Origin of the sequence: Mucilaginibacter sp. SG564 (genome assembly GCF_013149275.1) — a bacterium.
Classification (GTDB): Bacteria; Bacteroidota; Bacteroidia; order Sphingobacteriales; family Sphingobacteriaceae; genus Mucilaginibacter.
This window is the reverse complement of the sequence record NZ_JABGNA010000002.1, coordinates 451098-467878: the sequence shown is the minus strand read 5'-3', so window position 1 is coordinate 467878 and position 16781 is coordinate 451098. Positions and strand designations below refer to the sequence as shown.

General features: G+C 42.4%; 9 protein-coding genes and 1 tRNA gene. 5 read left to right on the top strand and 5 right to left on the bottom strand.

Going from position 1 to position 16781, the window contains the following annotated elements:
- Positions 1-80: 80 nt before the first annotated feature.
- Positions 81-1682 (bottom strand): serine hydrolase, encoded by a 1602-nt coding sequence (locus FHW89_RS06585; RefSeq protein ID WP_172334222.1) that lies wholly within the window; start codon positions 1680-1682, stop codon positions 81-83.
- Between the two features lie 180 nt (positions 1683-1862).
- Here FHW89_RS06585 and FHW89_RS06580 point away from each other — a divergent pair.
- From FHW89_RS06580 to FHW89_RS06560, 5 genes are all read left to right on the top strand, one after another.
- A tRNA-Pro gene (locus FHW89_RS06580) sits at positions 1863-1936 on the top strand.
- A gap of 544 nt (positions 1937-2480) precedes the next feature.
- The gene (locus FHW89_RS06575; protein ID WP_172334221.1) at positions 2481-3440 is read left to right on the top strand and encodes a hypothetical protein; all 960 of its coding nucleotides are present in this window, start codon (positions 2481-2483) and stop codon (positions 3438-3440) included.
- A gap of 132 nt (positions 3441-3572) precedes the next feature.
- A complete protein-coding gene (locus tag FHW89_RS06570) occupies positions 3573-6842 on the top strand; it encodes an RHS repeat protein (protein ID WP_172334220.1) in 3270 nt (1089 codons plus the stop codon).
- 31 nt (positions 6843-6873) lie between these two features.
- Positions 6874-10539, top strand: coding sequence for a DUF6443 domain-containing protein (locus FHW89_RS06565; RefSeq protein ID WP_172334219.1), 3666 nt, complete (start codon positions 6874-6876; stop codon positions 10537-10539).
- Positions 10536-10895, top strand: coding sequence for a DUF2019 domain-containing protein (locus tag FHW89_RS06560; RefSeq protein WP_172334218.1), 360 nt, complete (start codon positions 10536-10538; stop codon positions 10893-10895). Before FHW89_RS06565 ends, FHW89_RS06560 begins: the two co-directional genes overlap by 4 nt.
- Before the next feature lie 223 nt (positions 10896-11118).
- Here FHW89_RS06560 and FHW89_RS06555 read toward each other — a convergent pair whose 3' ends face one another.
- From FHW89_RS06555 to FHW89_RS06540, 4 genes are all read right to left on the bottom strand, one after another.
- Positions 11119-11640 carry a DUF937 domain-containing protein gene (locus FHW89_RS06555; RefSeq protein ID WP_172334217.1) on the bottom strand — a complete coding sequence of 174 codons (522 nt, stop codon included), beginning with the start codon at positions 11638-11640 and terminating at the stop codon, positions 11119-11121.
- A 175-nt stretch (positions 11641-11815) separates the two neighbouring features.
- On the bottom strand, positions 11816-12373 hold the full coding sequence (locus FHW89_RS06550) for a histidine phosphatase family protein (RefSeq protein WP_172334216.1): 558 nt from the start codon (positions 12371-12373) through the stop codon (positions 11816-11818).
- 61 nt (positions 12374-12434) lie between these two features.
- Positions 12435-13859 carry a hypothetical protein gene (locus tag FHW89_RS06545; RefSeq protein ID WP_172334215.1) on the bottom strand — a complete coding sequence of 475 codons (1425 nt, stop codon included), beginning with the start codon at positions 13857-13859 and terminating at the stop codon, positions 12435-12437.
- 19 nt (positions 13860-13878) lie between these two features.
- Positions 13879-16707: a TonB-dependent receptor gene (locus FHW89_RS06540; protein WP_172334214.1), complete on the bottom strand. Its 2829-nt coding sequence runs from the start codon at positions 16705-16707 to the stop codon at positions 13879-13881.
- Positions 16708-16781 lie beyond the last annotated feature (74 nt).

The window sequence follows — 16781 nt, the reverse complement described above, 5'->3', positions numbered from 1 at the left end:
ATTGTTTTAACAACTTTTTGTTGAATTAAGTTATAAGATTGAAGTAAGGTAATAGACTGGTTGTCATTAGGTCTTATTCTTTACTTAACCAGTTCCCCATGTAACGTTAATTTATTTTTGCCATAATTAAAGCTATATTCCACATCGGCATTTAACTGCTGATTGTTGAAATGGCAGGTGATGATTTCTGTATGTGGACTTTCAATATATCGTAGCCTTAACTGTAATGTTTGGTTATCACTCCATCCGTAACTGCCCTCTACTTTGTAAGGGACCAATAATGAAAAATCTTCCCTACCACCTGTAACTAAACCAGGGCCTTGCCTGTCGGTTTCGCCAGGCAACCATTTGCCTGTTTCAAAATTGAGCGTATAGCTTGCCGAATCTTTTTTCAAGGTCACATGGCAAACCTTATTAACTATATTAAAAGAAATTGAACTGATATGGAGCGCATTTGGTTGAATAGAAAAGGTTTTGGTGAAGGTGCTGTTTGCATTGCTGCGGGTATCCGTATTAGGAGGTAAACTTAAATCTGCTAAATGTTTCTCGAGCTTAACATCACTGGTCTTATCAAGCGATAATGCCTTCGGATGCATGGCCGGCAGTAAATATTTCCATACCAGGTTAAGCTCTCCCTGCATGTCGCTTGTTTCCGAGGTGATCGCGATCACCGCATCCTGTTCTGGCATCACAATAATGTACTGCCCGAAAGCCCCATCGGCTCTGAATGCGTTATGGCGACAGCGCCAGAATTGATAACAATATCCCTGCATCCAGTCGCTCGAATCTCTTTTGCTTTGAGCTACGCCTGGTGCCTGGTCAATTTTAAATGTTGTAGCTTCTTCAATCCAGTCTTTTGGCAATAATTGTTTGCCATTCCACGCACCTTTTTGTAAGTAAAACTGACCCAGCTTCGCCAGATCTTCGGTCTTTACACGCAGGCCCCAACCACCGGTATTAATGCCTTGCCTATTAATTTCCCAATCCATGCCTTTTATGCCCAAGTGGTCAAAAAGACGGGGTTTAAGATAATCAACCTCTTTTTGTCCGGTTACTTTTTGTATAATGGCCGATAGTATGAACGTAGCCATAGAATTGTATAAAAACTGGCTGCCGGGTTTATGCGCTATAGGCAATGCCAGGAAAGCCTTTACCCAATTATCCTCTTTGGATACAATAGCAAAAGTTGGGTCGATAGCCTGGCCTACACTCATCGTCAAAAGGTCTTTTACTGTAAGCGTTGCCAGGTAAGGCGGTATAGTATCTGGTAAGCTGCCGGCAAAAAAAGAGACCACCTTATCATTTACCGACAAACGCTTTTCACTAACGGCAAAGCCAATAGCCGTTGAAGTGAAGCTTTTGCTACAGCTGTAGAGGCTATGTCTTAAAGTTGACCGGTACGGATCCCACCAACCCTGTGCTATTATTTTGCCATGCCGTAAAAACATAAAACTATGAAATTCATGCTTGCTCTGTGCCACCGCATTCAAAAAACTATCTATCCCGGCTGCGGAAACACCTTCCGCTTCGGGCGTGCTGATAGGAAAGGAGCTTGTTTTTTGGGCGTAAATTGAACCATTAAATAACAGAAAGTATAAAACTACAGCAAACAATTGCTTTACGCATGACCCAAACCATGATCTTGTGGCAATTCGTCCAGGAGGTAAATGAAGAATAGGCATTCCGATAATTTTGAGGATTTATAATTAAAACTAAAATAAGCTTTTTCGTGGATAATAATTTTTATAAATGAAGGTATCCTTTTCGTGGAATAGCCAATATGGTTAGTGAATTAGCTCAACTTTTATACAAATCATTTTGAGATAAGTGTCTACTTATTATATTTGCCTCTCTAACCTTTTCGGGATGTAGCGTAGCCCGGTATCGCGCCAGCATGGGGTGCTGGAGGTCGTGGGTTCGAATCCCGCCATCCCGACGAAAAAATAATTACAAGAGAGCATATCTGAGCAGTTTTAGGACTGATTGGATATGCTTTTTTTGCTTTTGTTTCCCACTGTTTTAATCGTACTGTCTTAACAAATTAATAGCAGAGACCATAGCAATAGTTCTTAAAGCCAAACAAACGCTTTTACTTTTAATTACGAAAAGTTTAAGCTAATAGTACTGTACCCGTATAACTCCAGACTTTTTCAAATTAAGTCTTACTGACAAAGTAGCGTCACCGCTTAAATAACTTTAACCAGAGATATTTGTATGTGTTGGTTTTAACTTCACTGACAAAGTAGTGCCACCATTCAAACCTTTTTAACCAGGTACATTTGTGTATATCTGGTTTTAAAAGTGTTGAGCAACATTTTTTGATAATCTGTTATGGCGTTAATCGCGCTCTAAATTCCACCCCAACGGTTCATTATAATAAAGCGAACTAAATAGTATCAGTTTAGTTCAAAAAAACCATTACCGAACTAATACAGGTGGCCAAGGATATATTCCTAAACAAATTTTTAACCCCTTATATCATGAAAAAATTCATCCTTTCATTATCGCTATTTTTAAGCATCTCGTCTTTCGTAAATGCCCAATGGACGACCAGTGGCGCTGTTACATCAACCACCAATTCTATTGGTATTGGAACGCAGACTCCCATTGGTAAACTAGATGTCAACGGGGCTCTTTCCATTAAGGGAATTAATGTAAATGATTCCTCCCCGATTGGTGTTCCAACGGATGGCACCTATGTTATCGCCAGTGGTTCACGAATAAAAGGAACATATACACTTACTTTTGAAGCTACCAACCGGGTACAAACGGTAGAATTACATGTAAATGCAAATCAGTATGATGGAGCCAGCTCTATTTCTGTTTTGAGTAATACCTCATACGGAGGTAATACCGTTATGTCAAATTTTCGTACCCTCTTTAATGGCGATATGTCTACTGTTTATCTCGTATTTGATGTTGCCAACAGGAACGGCGGAACTGTAGTTACTGCCTATTTTAGTGGTACAGGCACATATAACCCCAACTGGGGAGGCTCGTTGCCAGGCAATACAACAACTCAGGGTTTTTATCCATTGGCAATAAACAGTGGAAACGTAGGTATAGGAACCTTAACTCCTAAAGAAACCCTATCGGTAAATGGTAATATCCGCGCCAAACAAATAAAGGTTGAAGCAACAAACTGGCCTGACTATGTTTTCCAAAAGGATTATCAACTACCTACACTTCAAGAAGTTAAAGCCTATATCGATCAAAACCAGCATTTACCCGAAATTCCATCTCAGCAGGAAATCGCAAAAGAGGGCCTGAATCTGGGTGAGATGAATAAACTACTGCTGAAGAAGGTAGAAGAGTTGACGCTGTATTTGATTGAGAAGGATCAAGAGATGACTGTGCAGAATAAAAAGATGGCAAATCAACAAAGAATTAATAAATCATTGCAAGAACAGATTGACCACTTAGCCAATAAGCTAAAATAGAGTCGCTGTTTATTATACTAATGGAATACATTATTTCTAGCAAACAAACAAATAAATACAATTGCTATGTGCTATAACACTAAAACTACAAGGGAAAGAAGGTCCTTAATTTCCGTATTCAAAAAGGTAATAATGCTTCTATTCATCATTGCTTTTTATACTAAAATATCTTACGCGCAAACGTCTTATAATAAATTACCTGTAATTATTCCCGTTGCGCCCAATGCAGCGGAGTTATCAAAATATGGGGGCCTTGATGTGGGTTTACAAACAGGATCATTAAATTTCAGAGTTCCTCTATTTAATATTGATGGATTGCAATGGGACATGCCTGTTGATATACAATATGCAACAACGGGAATAAAGGTTGATCAGATTGCCTCGAGGGTAGGTATTGGGTGGGCACTTAATGCTGGTGGAGTTGTAACCCGAAGTGTAAACGGCAAGCCGGACGATTGGAGTACAGGCTCAACATTGCCTTATAACTGGCAGGCTTTTGATCAAAATCTGCTGACCTATTTGCAGAACGTGACTTTGCCAGGTCCGGGAGGATCAGATTCAGAACCTGATGAGTTTAATTTTAACTTTAATGGTTATTCGGGCAAATTCGTCTTGGGGCTAAATGGAGCTCCTGTATTGATACCGTATTCCAATTTAAAGGTGACGGTTACGTTTAACAGCACAAGTTCGTCCTCAATTGTTTTCACAACACCAGATGGAAGCCAGTACTATTTTGAAGATGTTGAATATACCTCAACAAGTAATGATTGCACAGGAAACGTTGGTCAGGTAGGGGCCGATATAGCAACATCCTGGTATCTGTCCCGAGTCATACTTCCCAATAAAGAACAAGTAAGTTTTACCTATCAGAATATCGCTTATAATTATGTTGCGGGTTTCTCTCAAACTATGACAAAATCTTTGGATTTGCAAAATGAAAATCCATGCCCTGCATTACAATGTGCTAAAATCGATAATCAAGCAACTTGTTTTAACCAGAACTATGTAGCTGGAAAGCTGTTAACTAATATCTCATTTAGGGAGTTAAGCGCAGACTTTACTTATGTTGATCGTATGGATCTACCGTCTTCCTCGCCCAATAGTAATAGTGAGAAACTACTGAGTACAATAACCCTTAACAATAATGGGAATAAAATAAAAGCCTTTCATTTTGTTTACGATTATGGCGTTTCATCGACTAATTTTTTAAATCCTGAAAGTGAACAGATAACCGTAAGATACAGACCGTTTCTTACCTCTGTTTATGCAACTGGTAAAAATGAAGAGACAGCCGGAAAGCATTATTTTACCTATAATGATAAGAATGGTTTACCACCACGTTTGTCATATGCGCAGGATATGTTTGGTTTTTTTAATGGAAAATACAATAGTTCATTTATTCCGAAACCAGACGCCACATATGATCAACAATTGTTTTGGCGGGCTACAGCTGATAGGGGGGCGGATTTGACAAGTACCTTAAAAGGAGTATTAACACGGGTTGATTATCCAACAGGCGGATCGGATAGCATTGTTTATGCTTTGAATGATTATCATACAACACAAAGCCCAACTCAATCACAAAGTGTATCTTTATCAATTCCCAAAACTGATTCTGCTCCCATTATAAAAGCCTCTCCAAGTTTTACACCAGGCTCGCCTAACGGAGGTTCATTAAGTGGTAATGTTCTGGTCGAAATGAATGCTGATGGATCGTCCCCATATGATCCCAATACAGATTTGCTCACTATTGAAATAATTCATGTATCTGATGGCGTATCTGTTTATACAAAAGCATTAAAAGCAGGCCAAGGGTTTACAGGTGAAAATATTACAGTATTACTTGCAGGTTCGGCGTATACACTAAAAATAACATCACTCGTTCCGAACATCAAGTGCTCTGCTGTTTTATCTTACCAGGTAACACTACCACCTATTGATGTAAATGTTACTACAAGCGGATTAAGGGTAAGTAAACTGATTACAAGATCTGCTCAGGGGGTGCCTATTATTAAAAACTATTACTATGCAGATGTGAGTAACCTTTCTAAATCTTCAGGCGTAGCCGGCCGGATGCCAAACCTATTCAGTTCTGAATTTATTTTTAATGGCGGAGGATGTGATTTTTCAACAAGCCAATCAGCTGGGCACATCGCTATATATACTTGTACGAACAGGGTTGCACATTCCAACTCTCTCATAAATTCATACTCTTATTCTCAAAATTATATTTACTACGGAACAGTTATTGAAGGCTTGGGTGACGATTTTTCCGGAGGTGGAACACAACATACTTATATCATTAACCGGGATGGTTATTCTGTACCGCTGCATGGCCCTGCTGCATTACTGGGTGTTAAATTAACGAATAACGGCTTTGGAAATGGCCTGGAGAAAGAGCAGTTAATATTTAAAAAGCAGGATGGTCTATTTTATAACCTGAAGAGAACAGTTAATTCATACAAGATAGATACCACAGTTAATAATAGTATAACAGCCTATATCATTACCAAATACACAGATTATCCGGCACATACCACCCCTCCTCAATACGTTGAATTTGAGGGGTTTCAAATAGATAAATATAAATTTTATTCAGCATGGACGTATAAAGATACGACTACCGTGTACGATTATTTTCCTAACAATGGAGTGGCGATCAGCAAAACCGATTATACCTATGCTAATCCTCTCCACACGATGCTTACTAAATCGAGAACGCTTAACAGTGATAATAAGATATCGGAGGTAATTTACAAATACCCTCATGAGATAATAGCTGAAGGGCGTGATATCACCGGCGTTTATCGGGCAATGATCAACGATCAGGTGATCCAGCCAGTAATTGAAGAACAACAAATTACAGATTCAAAACAAACAGCCTTTACCCGTATTAATTATTATCAACCCAATTTACATCAATATTACCCTCAAACCATTGCTGTTCAGGGCTTAAATACCACTCCTTTAGAAACACGAATCCATTATTATAACTATGATAATCAGGGGAATGTTCAAAGTGTGGCGAAAGAACAAGGTGCGAAGTTAAACTACCTTTGGAGTTACAATGGCCATTATCCTGTTGCAGAGATAAAAAATGTTGATTATGGTACTATTGAATCTTTATTAGGTGCTGCCAACATAAGTACTTTTAAGGCTAAACCTAATCCCTCTAAAAGTGAGATAGATTCATTTTTAGCTCCTATAAAAAATGGATTACAGTTAAAAAACGCCCAGGTTACCACTTACACCTATGATCCCTTGGTGGGCATGACAAGCTCAACCGATCCTAAAGGCGAGACGACGTATTATGAATATGACGGTTTTCAGCGCCTGATGAATGTAAAGGATAAAGACGGGAACATTGTCAAGCACCTGGATTATCATTATCAAGGGCAGTAATCCGAAGTATCAACCCATAAGACTTTATCACATGAAAAATATAAAAAGCTTGCTTTTTACTTGCTACTCTATGCTCCTGACGCTCAGCAGCCAGGCGCAGATACAGGTAACAGCACCGATGACGGGCACACCTGCCCCGGGCTTGTATTTTAGCTACAATAGCATCACGCTGAACCCCGGTTTCAGTTTTACGGCAGCACCAGGCAGTAGCCTGAGCTTATACATTGCCAATCCAGACTGCCAGCAATTTGCGAACAGTTTTAACCAGAACCAGAATTACATCGTCACCTCTGTACCTCGGGTAGGGGGTATGAGAACGGTAGGCTCAACCCCAAACTCCGGGGATTTTGCAAACAGGAACACCTGCGAACTGATGCAGATGGTACAATACTTTGATGGCCTGGGCAGACCCCTGCAAACGGTACAGGTGAAAGGGAGCCCTCTGGGTAGTGATGTGGTACAGCCGTTCGCCTATGACCAATTCGGGCGCGAAGCACAGAAGTATCTGCCCTATGTTACCGCGAGCAATAATGATGGAAGCTATAAAACAGGTGCACTGAGCGGAGCTCAAAGCCAGTTTTATACAGCGCCACCTGCAGGAGTTGTGACAACAAACAGTCCTTTTTCTATCACGAATTTCGAGCCATCGCCCTTGAATCGGATGATAGAACAAGGCGCGCCGGGAACCGACTGGCAGCCGGTAGCGAACAATATGACCGGTCATACCCAGAAAATAGCCTATACGACGAATAATGTTAAGGGCATAACAGATACGGCAAATACCATGTTGGTAGCGCTTTATACCACAACCATCAACGCCAATGGGAGCCGGACATTAGCGAGGAATGGCAATTACGGAGCCGGCCAGCTATATGTGACGATAACTAAGGATGAAAATTGGAAAAGCGGCCGTGGCGGTACCTCCGAAGAATATAAAGACAAAGAAGGTCATGTTGTGCTGAAAAGGACGTTTAATTATTTACCCGCTAAAAGTAACCCGACAGTTGCTGCCACTTTGCAGATCCTATCTACCTATTATGTATATGACGACCTGGGTAATCTGGCCTTTGTATTGCCGCCCAGAGCATTGGCAGATATCGCCTTACCCTCAGCGATGTTGCTCAATAACCTGTGTTACCAGTACCGTTATGATGAACGAAACCGGCTGACGCAAAAGAAGATCCCGGGCAAGGGCTGGGAGTTTACGGTATATAACCGTCTGGACCAGCCTGTATTGAGCCAGGATAGCCTGCAAAGACAAGGTAATCAATGGACGGTAAGCAAATACGACGCGCTGGGCCGGGTAATTATCACAGGTCTGTGGAACGCGGGCTCTGCCAAGATTTTAAAAAACCTGCAAGACAGTATCTATGCCAAACCCCAATGGGATACTCGCGACCAGACCAATAATACCACGGCCAATCCAACAGGATACGTGCTGGGCAGTTACCCGGTGCTGACCAAGAGGTTAACGATAAACTATTACGATGATTATAATGTCCCTAATCTTCCGGCAGGTTACCTGGTAACCAATGGCGTGAGTACCATGACCAAAGGTCTGCTGACCGCGAGTTTGACGACGGTACTGAACACAATTGCCAATGACAAACCGGACACGCTTTGGGATGTCAATTATTATGATGATAAAGGCAGAAATATCCGAAGCTATAAACAACACTATCTGGGCGGTACAGTAAACACGGGCAACTTCGATGTGGTATTGAACACGTACAATTTCAATGACCAGGTAATGACGACCAGCCGAAGACATTTTACCGCGGCTACAGGAGGAACAGCCAAACTGACGATCATCAACCAGTACAGCTATGACCATATGGGCAGGAAGCTGACCACACGGGGGCAGATCCAGAACGGGGGCCAGGCAGCGGATGTAAACCCGATCCTGTCGAAAATGGAGTATAACGAATTGGGGCAGGTATGGAAGAAGAACCTGCACAGTACGGATAGTACCAACTTTAAACAAACCATCACCTATAGCTATAATGAACGTGGCTGGCTGAACACGAGCAGCGCACCGCTGTTTGCTGAGCAACTGTATTACAATACCGGGAGCAGTAAACAGTATAACGGGAATATCCCCTATCAATACTGGGGAACACCGGGTAACCTGACTAAGAATTACGCTTATGCCTATGACCAGTTGAACCGGTTGACCTCGGCGACGGCATCAACGGGTAACCATGAGAACAACATTACGTATGATCTGCTGGGCAATATCACGGGCTTAAACCGTTACCAGGGAGGCGCGCTGATCGATCAATTGACCTACACGTATCCAATAGGTAGCAGCCAGTTACAGGCGGTAACGGATGCGACGACGAACAATGCCGGTCAGAAAAGCGGGATAGCGAGCTATGCGTATGATGGGAATGGTAACCTGATCAGTGACAACAGCAAAGGGATCACCAATATTGCCTATAACCTGCTGAACCTGCCACAAACTATTACTGGCAAGAACACTACCTATACCTATGATGCTGGAGGAGAAAAACTTAGCAGATTAATTGGCACAGCAAAAACGGATTATGTTAATGGCATCCAGTACGATGGTACAGCAGCGTCATCCACAATCAGTTTTATCCAGACAGAAGAGGGCAGAGCCTTACCCAAAGATGCAGCAAGCTATAACTATGAATACACATTAACGGATCATCTGGGCAATAGCCGGGTAAACTTTGATACAGGTACGGGCGTAGCGAGGCAGGTACAGGTAGATGACTACTATCCTTTCGGGATGGAGATCAGCACGAGTACAGCCAGCCCCAAAAATGAGTATCTTTACAATAAGAAGGAGCTGCAAGAGAACCTTCAGTTATATGATTACGGTGCCAGGTTCTATGATCCAACGATTGCCAGGTTTTACACTGTGGATCCGCTTGCTGAAAAAGATCGTCGGTGGAGCTCATATAGTTATGGCCACAACAATCCGATCAGTCATATCGATGTTGACGGAATGTTTGATATGGTTCGCTTAGATGATGGAACGGCATTTGATGACAAAAGTGTACACAATCAAGCGGAAGTAACGGCTAAATATGGCGCCGGAGCAAAAGATGTAAGTGGCCAAACCTGGTCAACCGGAAGAGATGGTGTTTATGTCAAATTTGGGCAAGATAGCTGGGATTTTATTAATCCCATAAAAGATATTCCATATGAAGGCACAACAATGGCCCTTCAAGATGGGATAAGAGCTAATATGCCGATGCTTGATGCTGCTCAGGGAGTGTCTATTGGAGCCACGATGGTTATGAGTGGTGGTTTGGGAGCTGGAGAGGTCGGAGGTAATTTCTTAATTAATGGGGTTGCTCGGAAAGCTGATTTTGCAGATGGATTGGCAGCCAATTTAGCTGTCGATGAAGGAACTGGATTTGGCTCTTTTTCTGCCGCTAAAAGAGCCCTAGGACCTGCCGGACAGGGTCAGGCTTGGCACCATATTGTTGAGCAAACCCCCAATAATGTGGCTAATTTTGGAAATGAGGCAATACATAATACTAATAATATACTTAAATTAGCGCATGGAGCCGGGTCAATTCACGCTCGCATATCTGGCTATTATTCATCAATTCAACCCTTTTCCGAAGGGCAAGTTGTTAGGCAGTGGCTTAGTACACAAAGCTTTGAGGCCCAATACAATTTTGGCATTCAGACATTAAAAGATTTTGGTTGGACACCATGAAAAAATTAAATGATATCAATGCAGCACTTTGCCAGTTCGTCGATGCTGCAAGTAAACACGCAGAAGCATCTCAAACTGGTGATTATAAAATAGCAAATAAAAGCTATAAGGAAATCGCCAACGCGTACACCTTTCTTAAGGATCATGATAGTCTATTAGTGCTATTAGATTATTTAGATCATAAGTCAACAGGAGTTCGAATTTGGGCCGCTACTTATGTTTTACCGATTAACGAAAAAAAAGGAATCGCAACTTTAGAAGACGTCGGCAAAAGTACCCAAGGAATACTTTCATCTACTGCGAAAACTACACTCAGCGAATGGTTGAAAGGAAACTTAAAGCGGATTTATGCTTAATTCTTCCGCTACAACCCCTTAGCTAGCGCACGCCTGTGGCGCGTGAGCACGAATTAATAAGTAACAAACTAAGCCCAACACTATGTTGAGCTTTACTTTTTGTAAGCTATTCGAGTCTTGGGCATTGAATATGGCCATCTATAGTGCGTAATATGAATCAAGCATTTACAATGCGAGAAAAAGCCCAACCAAACGTTGGGCTTTTTTCGTCTATAAATTTATCTTACTTAGCCCCGCCAAATAGCCCCGTCAGTTTTCCTAATATACCTTCGCCGCTTTCCGCGTTGTTATTGCCTCCGTGGAAAAGATTCAGGGCATCGCTCATGTCAAATTTGCCATCGGCACCGCCTAGTGAATGTAAAATGCTTTGGATATCAAAAGAGCTGTCGCCGGCATCATTGGTTTTGTTGGCCAGTTGTCCTAAAACCTGTGGTATCAGGCTGCTTGCTGTTGATTGGGCCGCGTCGCCATCAACCCCATAGTTATTTTGGAGTTTACCGCTAAACTGTTGTATAATCTGGCTCACAATGGGATTACTGGCCAAGTCGCCACCACCGCCTTTAAGTAATGATAGTACACCAGATAATCCACCACCACCAGATGATAAGTGACTGCCTAATACATCCGTGATGGATGAGGAAGCATCCTGTACCGCGGCTTCGTTGTGTTCGTTTGGAATTTGGGGATTGTTGGTAATTGCTGCGCCTGCATTGTTTTGCACCAATTTAAGTAATTCGTCAAACATGTTTTTCTTTTTTAAGGATATAATTGATTGATAATATACGGTGTGATCTAAGGAAGGTATATAAAGATACACAACCCATCCTTATCAAAAAAGAAAAAAGCAGTGATAAGCAAAATCTTTATCCATAAAAGTTGATAAGAGCAAGTAGGATAAGTACTCTGGGTGGGACAAAGATTTAAAAACCGCAATCGACAGAAGGATGGATGTTTTCTTTATCAAAAGCAATCATAGCATTTCCGTTTTTAAAAGTCACCACCCAGATGCTGTCATAATCGTCATCGGGCCATTTTAGGCCGGTTTCTTTTACGCCTAAGGCTCTTACAATGGGCACAATATTGTTGTGTTCCCAAACCACCAGGACGGTACCGGCCCTGCTTTTAAGATCGGCAGCCATACCTAACGAATCTTTTTCCTGACGGCTGCTGTTAACTGTTAGGTTGTACTTTGCCGCTAAAGGAATAATAGTTTGAAACATGCGGGAGTGTTTGGTGGCTTCACCCAAGCCCATGGCTGGTACAAAAAGATAAGCGGGTACACCAAATTTGGCGTTAATAACAGCCGGAAGTTTTAACGATCTGTTCACTCCCTGACAAGTAAGGTTATCGCCCTTCACCGGTTTTTCGGCATGGCGTATCAATATGATCTTTAAGTCGGAGGATTGAGAGAAAGCCGTTGTTGTTATAAAACAGGCGCAGATCAGTAATATAAAGCTGCTTTTGACGAGTAAATTCATTTTATAATAGGATTATAAAAGGCCGGCTGAACGAAAGTTCAGCCGGCCTTGGTAGTTAAAATTAGTGTTGATTGCCCGTACCGTTTAACTGATAGCAGCCAAGGTCGGCACCGGGAGGAGTAGCATCAGAGAGGCCATAAATTTTATCCAGTGGAACGGTGATCAAAGGTTTTATAGTGGTGTTCCCTTTTCCAATCAGTGGCGAGCTTGCCTGCAGATGAAAATTGAAATTTCCAACAGCGCTGTATTGAGAAAGAGCATGACCTGTTGTAGGTAAAGGAAAATTCAAAAATGCAGGATTATTTTTCTGAACCACATCGCTACCATCATAAACAGATCCCAGCGGGTAATTGGTTGGGAGATATTTTGCCGAAGTGGTAATTGATGGAATATCGGTAGTTTGTGGTTGGGTAATATAACCAGTTGGATAAAACTGGTTGGCCACGCTCAGTGAATCGGCCCATTGGTAATTATTACCGTAAGAAAGATGCGCCACATCGGCAACAGGATTGCCAACTACCCGGTAACCAAACCGGCAGTTGATAGCTACGTTATTGTAATACATACCCGCGGCGCCTTCTTCATAATTGATACAACCACCACGTCCGCTTTGTTGTTGCCGGTATCCGCCGCTTACAAAGGTGTTATTATACATCACCAGGTTGGTTTGCGGCGCACCGATAGCCTGTCCTTTATTAGATGCTTTTTGACCGTTTGTCGCGGTACCTATAAAAAGATTATAAGCCATAGTACCTACAGTGCCACCTTTGGCATTTAAACAATCGCCGCCGTTGGCTCCGTTCTTTTCAAAGGTATTGCGAAAAATGGCCACTTTACCAGCCGATATGCGGATAGGATCATCCACACCCCCATATAACCAGGAATCTTCCATAATAAAACTCCCTTTGTAATTGGCGAATAGAATACTGTACTGGTTACCAGAGCCCGAACTGGCAAGTTTAGATGTTGCGTCACCTTCGGTTAACCCGGCATACTCTATGTGGGTCCAACGCAATACCATCAGGTTACAGGTTGGTCCTGCAATAATACCTTTCCATTTACCCGAGTAAGCCGGATCGGCAGTAGGGGCAACACCACCCGGTGCATCGTTTTTGGTTATTCCGGGGACAGTTATCCAGTTGGGTTGATTTTTGGAACCGTTGCTCACCAAGGTACCCAAAACAATTAAACTACTGCCTGTGCCCATATTTAAAGTAACCCCAGGCTGCATCAATAAAGTATCCAAAGGATTAATAACCAGGTCGCAGCCGGCTTGTACGGTATAGGTTTTTCCGCTGAGCATAGTGCCCTTTACCGCGCTAACCGTACTGCCGCCACCGCAAGACAGCGGGGCTTTATCACTTACCGGGTTGGCTGCGGGTGGGGTATAATTATAGATCTCGGTATGTTCGCCTTTCCATTTTTGGCAGCCGGAGACTGATGCTAATAATATCAGGGAGATGATGGGGATTATATATTTTTTCATCGTTATAGTTTATTTGTTATTAGAGTTTATACCTGAACCCGCCAAGGAATAGTGTTTTGTAGTAATCGCTTTGAACCAGGGTTTGAGCGGCTATATCTTGTTTGCCCAAAAACTCCTGCAGCTGCGACTTAATTTTATCATGCGGATATTTCAGATATATCCTGGCAGCTGCATTGGTAAGGTTGTTGATCTTGCCGTAAAAAGAAAAATGTTTGGCAATCGTTTTTTCAAACGAGAAATCTAACTGACCATAAGCGTGCTGGTAAAAGTCGAGATTAGCGTATGCCGATACCTGGGCAAGGCGCTCACCGGTATATACATAAGCCAGCTGCATATCTAAGCCCAGTTTAGCGCTTTTAAATAATATAGATGCATTGCCCACATGATTGGCCTGACCCTGTAAGGGGCGTGTTTCATCTATAATGCTGTTCATTGGCTGGCCATTAGCGCCTGTTGGGGCGTACAGCAGCTTGGGTGTAGTAACACGGGAATGGGTATAAGTATAGTTAGCAGAGAAGCCAATGATGCCAAAAAACTTGGTTGCCAGGGCTTCAAAACCGTAATTGGTTGCGTTTCCAGGATCATTCTGAGGTTGGATAAGCAGATCGCTCGGTCCGGAGCCACGCACAACGTAATACTCAATAGGATTATAGATCTTTTTATAGAAAGAGCCCAGCAATAGCTGATCTGCCCCTCCCGGGAAAAATTCATATCTCAAATCATAATTATCAGCAGTGATGTGTTTTAAATTCGGATTGCCTTCCTCCTTATAATATTCCCCATCTATTTGGTAAGGAACCTGTTCGCCAAAGCCCGGGCGGCTGATAGAGGCGAAATACGATGCCCGGAGATTCTGCTCATCGGTTAACGCGTATTTTAAGTGCACGCTTGGCAAAACATCAGTATAAATATATTTTCCGCTTCGGGCAGATACGGTAATTGGCGATTGGGTAAGATAGGAGAGGTTGGTATTCTCGATCCGGACGCCACCTAAAACCTGTAGTTTAGGCAGCAGATCAAACTTGGCCTGCACATACTCCGCGTTATCGTTTTCGGTTATATGATAGTTGTTGGCTAAATTGGTGTTGCTGTTACCGGTGCCATCAATAGGTGATGACAAGGTAAATGGAATAGAACTAAAATTATTGTTATACAGCGTAGAGCCTCCTTTTAACGTGTATTCCATATAGTACGCATCTCTTATTTTATGCCGAAATAAGCCACCGGTAGAAAACTCGACGGGCTTACCTGCAATTTTAGGGGTATAGATCAGGTTGGCGTAACCGCTGATATCCTGGTCCTTATTATTTTCCCAATGGTGGGTTAATACGGTATTGTTATCATACTCGTTGGTAACCGCCCCTGCGCTATTAATGGCCTTATTGGCATCGTAGGAGAACTCAGTTCTGTCGGGCATATTGCGGGTAGCCCTGGAATAAACCCCGTCCCAGGTAAATTTCCATTCATCACCTAATAAATGCTCGCCATGCAGGGTGGAGTTATAAATGGTTTGCTGGGTTAAGGTGCTCCTGTTTGATAAGGTGATCTGCTTGCTAAAGGCGGTTGAGTTTAAGCCCAGACCCAAAGTATCTGATGACAGGCGTGATTCGTATTCGTTTTGATGGATGTACAAATTGTATAACGAGATCTTGTTTTTGTTATCAAACACATAATCAATTTTGTTATGGATACCTAAACGCTGTGTTTGCGTAGAATAGGTACGGTCATAAGAATCAGAAAATTGGGGTGAGTTTGGTAAAGGCTGAAAATCTGGCTGGGCGTTTGGTATTAATCTTTTGGAATTAGAGCCCCGGTAGATATTCTGGTAACTTGCAGAAACAATTACCCCCAGCTTATTATCCAAAAAGCGATCGCCAATAGTTAAACCAGCTGTTGAACTAAACGGGGTCGACATATTCTTATCGCTTGTGATCGCTGTGTTATTAAAATCACTATAGGTGGCTGCATAACTATTACCATGGATGCTTGCCGGCGATTGCCCGTTGACGGATGGGTTAAATGCAACAAATGGCCTGCCGGATGAGAATAAAGAAGAAAAACCACCGGATACATTGGCGCTAAGAACAAACTGATTTGGGGCACTTTTCATCACCAGGTTCATAACCCCGCCAATAGCATCGCCCTCCATGCTGGGTGTAAGGGCTTTAATTATCTCCAGGCGGTCAAGCATTTCTGACGGAAATATATCCATGGGCACAAATCGATAGGCTGGATCTGGGCTTGGTATCTTGATTCCGTTTACCAGTGTGGAGTTATAACGTTGCTCCATACCGCGTATAATGGCGTAACGCCCCTCGCCGCTTGGCGAACGCAGGATGCTTACACCACTTACCCGTTGTAATGCATTGGCTACGGTTACATCGGGTAAAAGCTTGATGGTATTTGCCGAAAGGATGTTTTGAATCATGCTGGCATTTTTCTCGATGCCCCGCGCCGCGCGATCGGTTTCTTTATTTCCCTGCCCCGTAATTTTAACTTCTGCTACCTGTGTACTTGCATCCTGCAGATCTATATTGATGATCTTTATTTCGTCGGCTGAATTAATGTTTCCCTCATACGTTTGCAAAGATTTGTAGCCTATAAAATTTACCTGAATTTTATAAGGCCCGGTGCGTACGTTTTTAAAGATATAAGCCCCGTTCAGGTTTACGGGAGCAATTTTATTTACGCCCTGTTGTGTTAAATGTACTGTTGCTCCGGCCAGGGGCTCGCCGGTTTTATAATCATCAACTTTACCTTTTATGGTCTGCGCTACAGACGAAAAAGCAAACAGGAAGATTAAAGAAGAAAACAACAATAACCTGTTAAGGAAGTAGGAGTGTTTCATGGACTACGGATTTTTGATTTTCCGCAAAGAAACCTGTGGAATACTGGAGAAAAACTGAATAATTAAGTCCTAAC

Coding starts and splice junctions, on each gene's coding strand:
- FHW89_RS06585 (WP_172334222.1), bottom strand. CDS start 1,682: ATGCCTATTCTTCATTTACCTCCTGGACGAATTGCCACAAGATCATGG.
- FHW89_RS06575 (WP_172334221.1), top strand. CDS start 2,481: ATGAAAAAATTCATCCTTTCATTATCGCTATTTTTAAGCATCTCGTCT.
- FHW89_RS06570 (WP_172334220.1), top strand. CDS start 3,573: ATGCTTCTATTCATCATTGCTTTTTATACTAAAATATCTTACGCGCAA.
- FHW89_RS06565 (WP_172334219.1), top strand. CDS start 6,874: ATGAAAAATATAAAAAGCTTGCTTTTTACTTGCTACTCTATGCTCCTG.
- FHW89_RS06560 (WP_172334218.1), top strand. CDS start 10,536: ATGAAAAAATTAAATGATATCAATGCAGCACTTTGCCAGTTCGTCGAT.
- FHW89_RS06555 (WP_172334217.1), bottom strand. CDS start 11,640: ATGTTTGACGAATTACTTAAATTGGTGCAAAACAATGCAGGCGCAGCA.
- FHW89_RS06550 (WP_172334216.1), bottom strand. CDS start 12,373: ATGAATTTACTCGTCAAAAGCAGCTTTATATTACTGATCTGCGCCTGT.
- FHW89_RS06545 (WP_172334215.1), bottom strand. CDS start 13,859: ATGAAAAAATATATAATCCCCATCATCTCCCTGATATTATTAGCATCA.
- FHW89_RS06540 (WP_172334214.1), bottom strand. CDS start 16,707: ATGAAACACTCCTACTTCCTTAACAGGTTATTGTTGTTTTCTTCTTTA.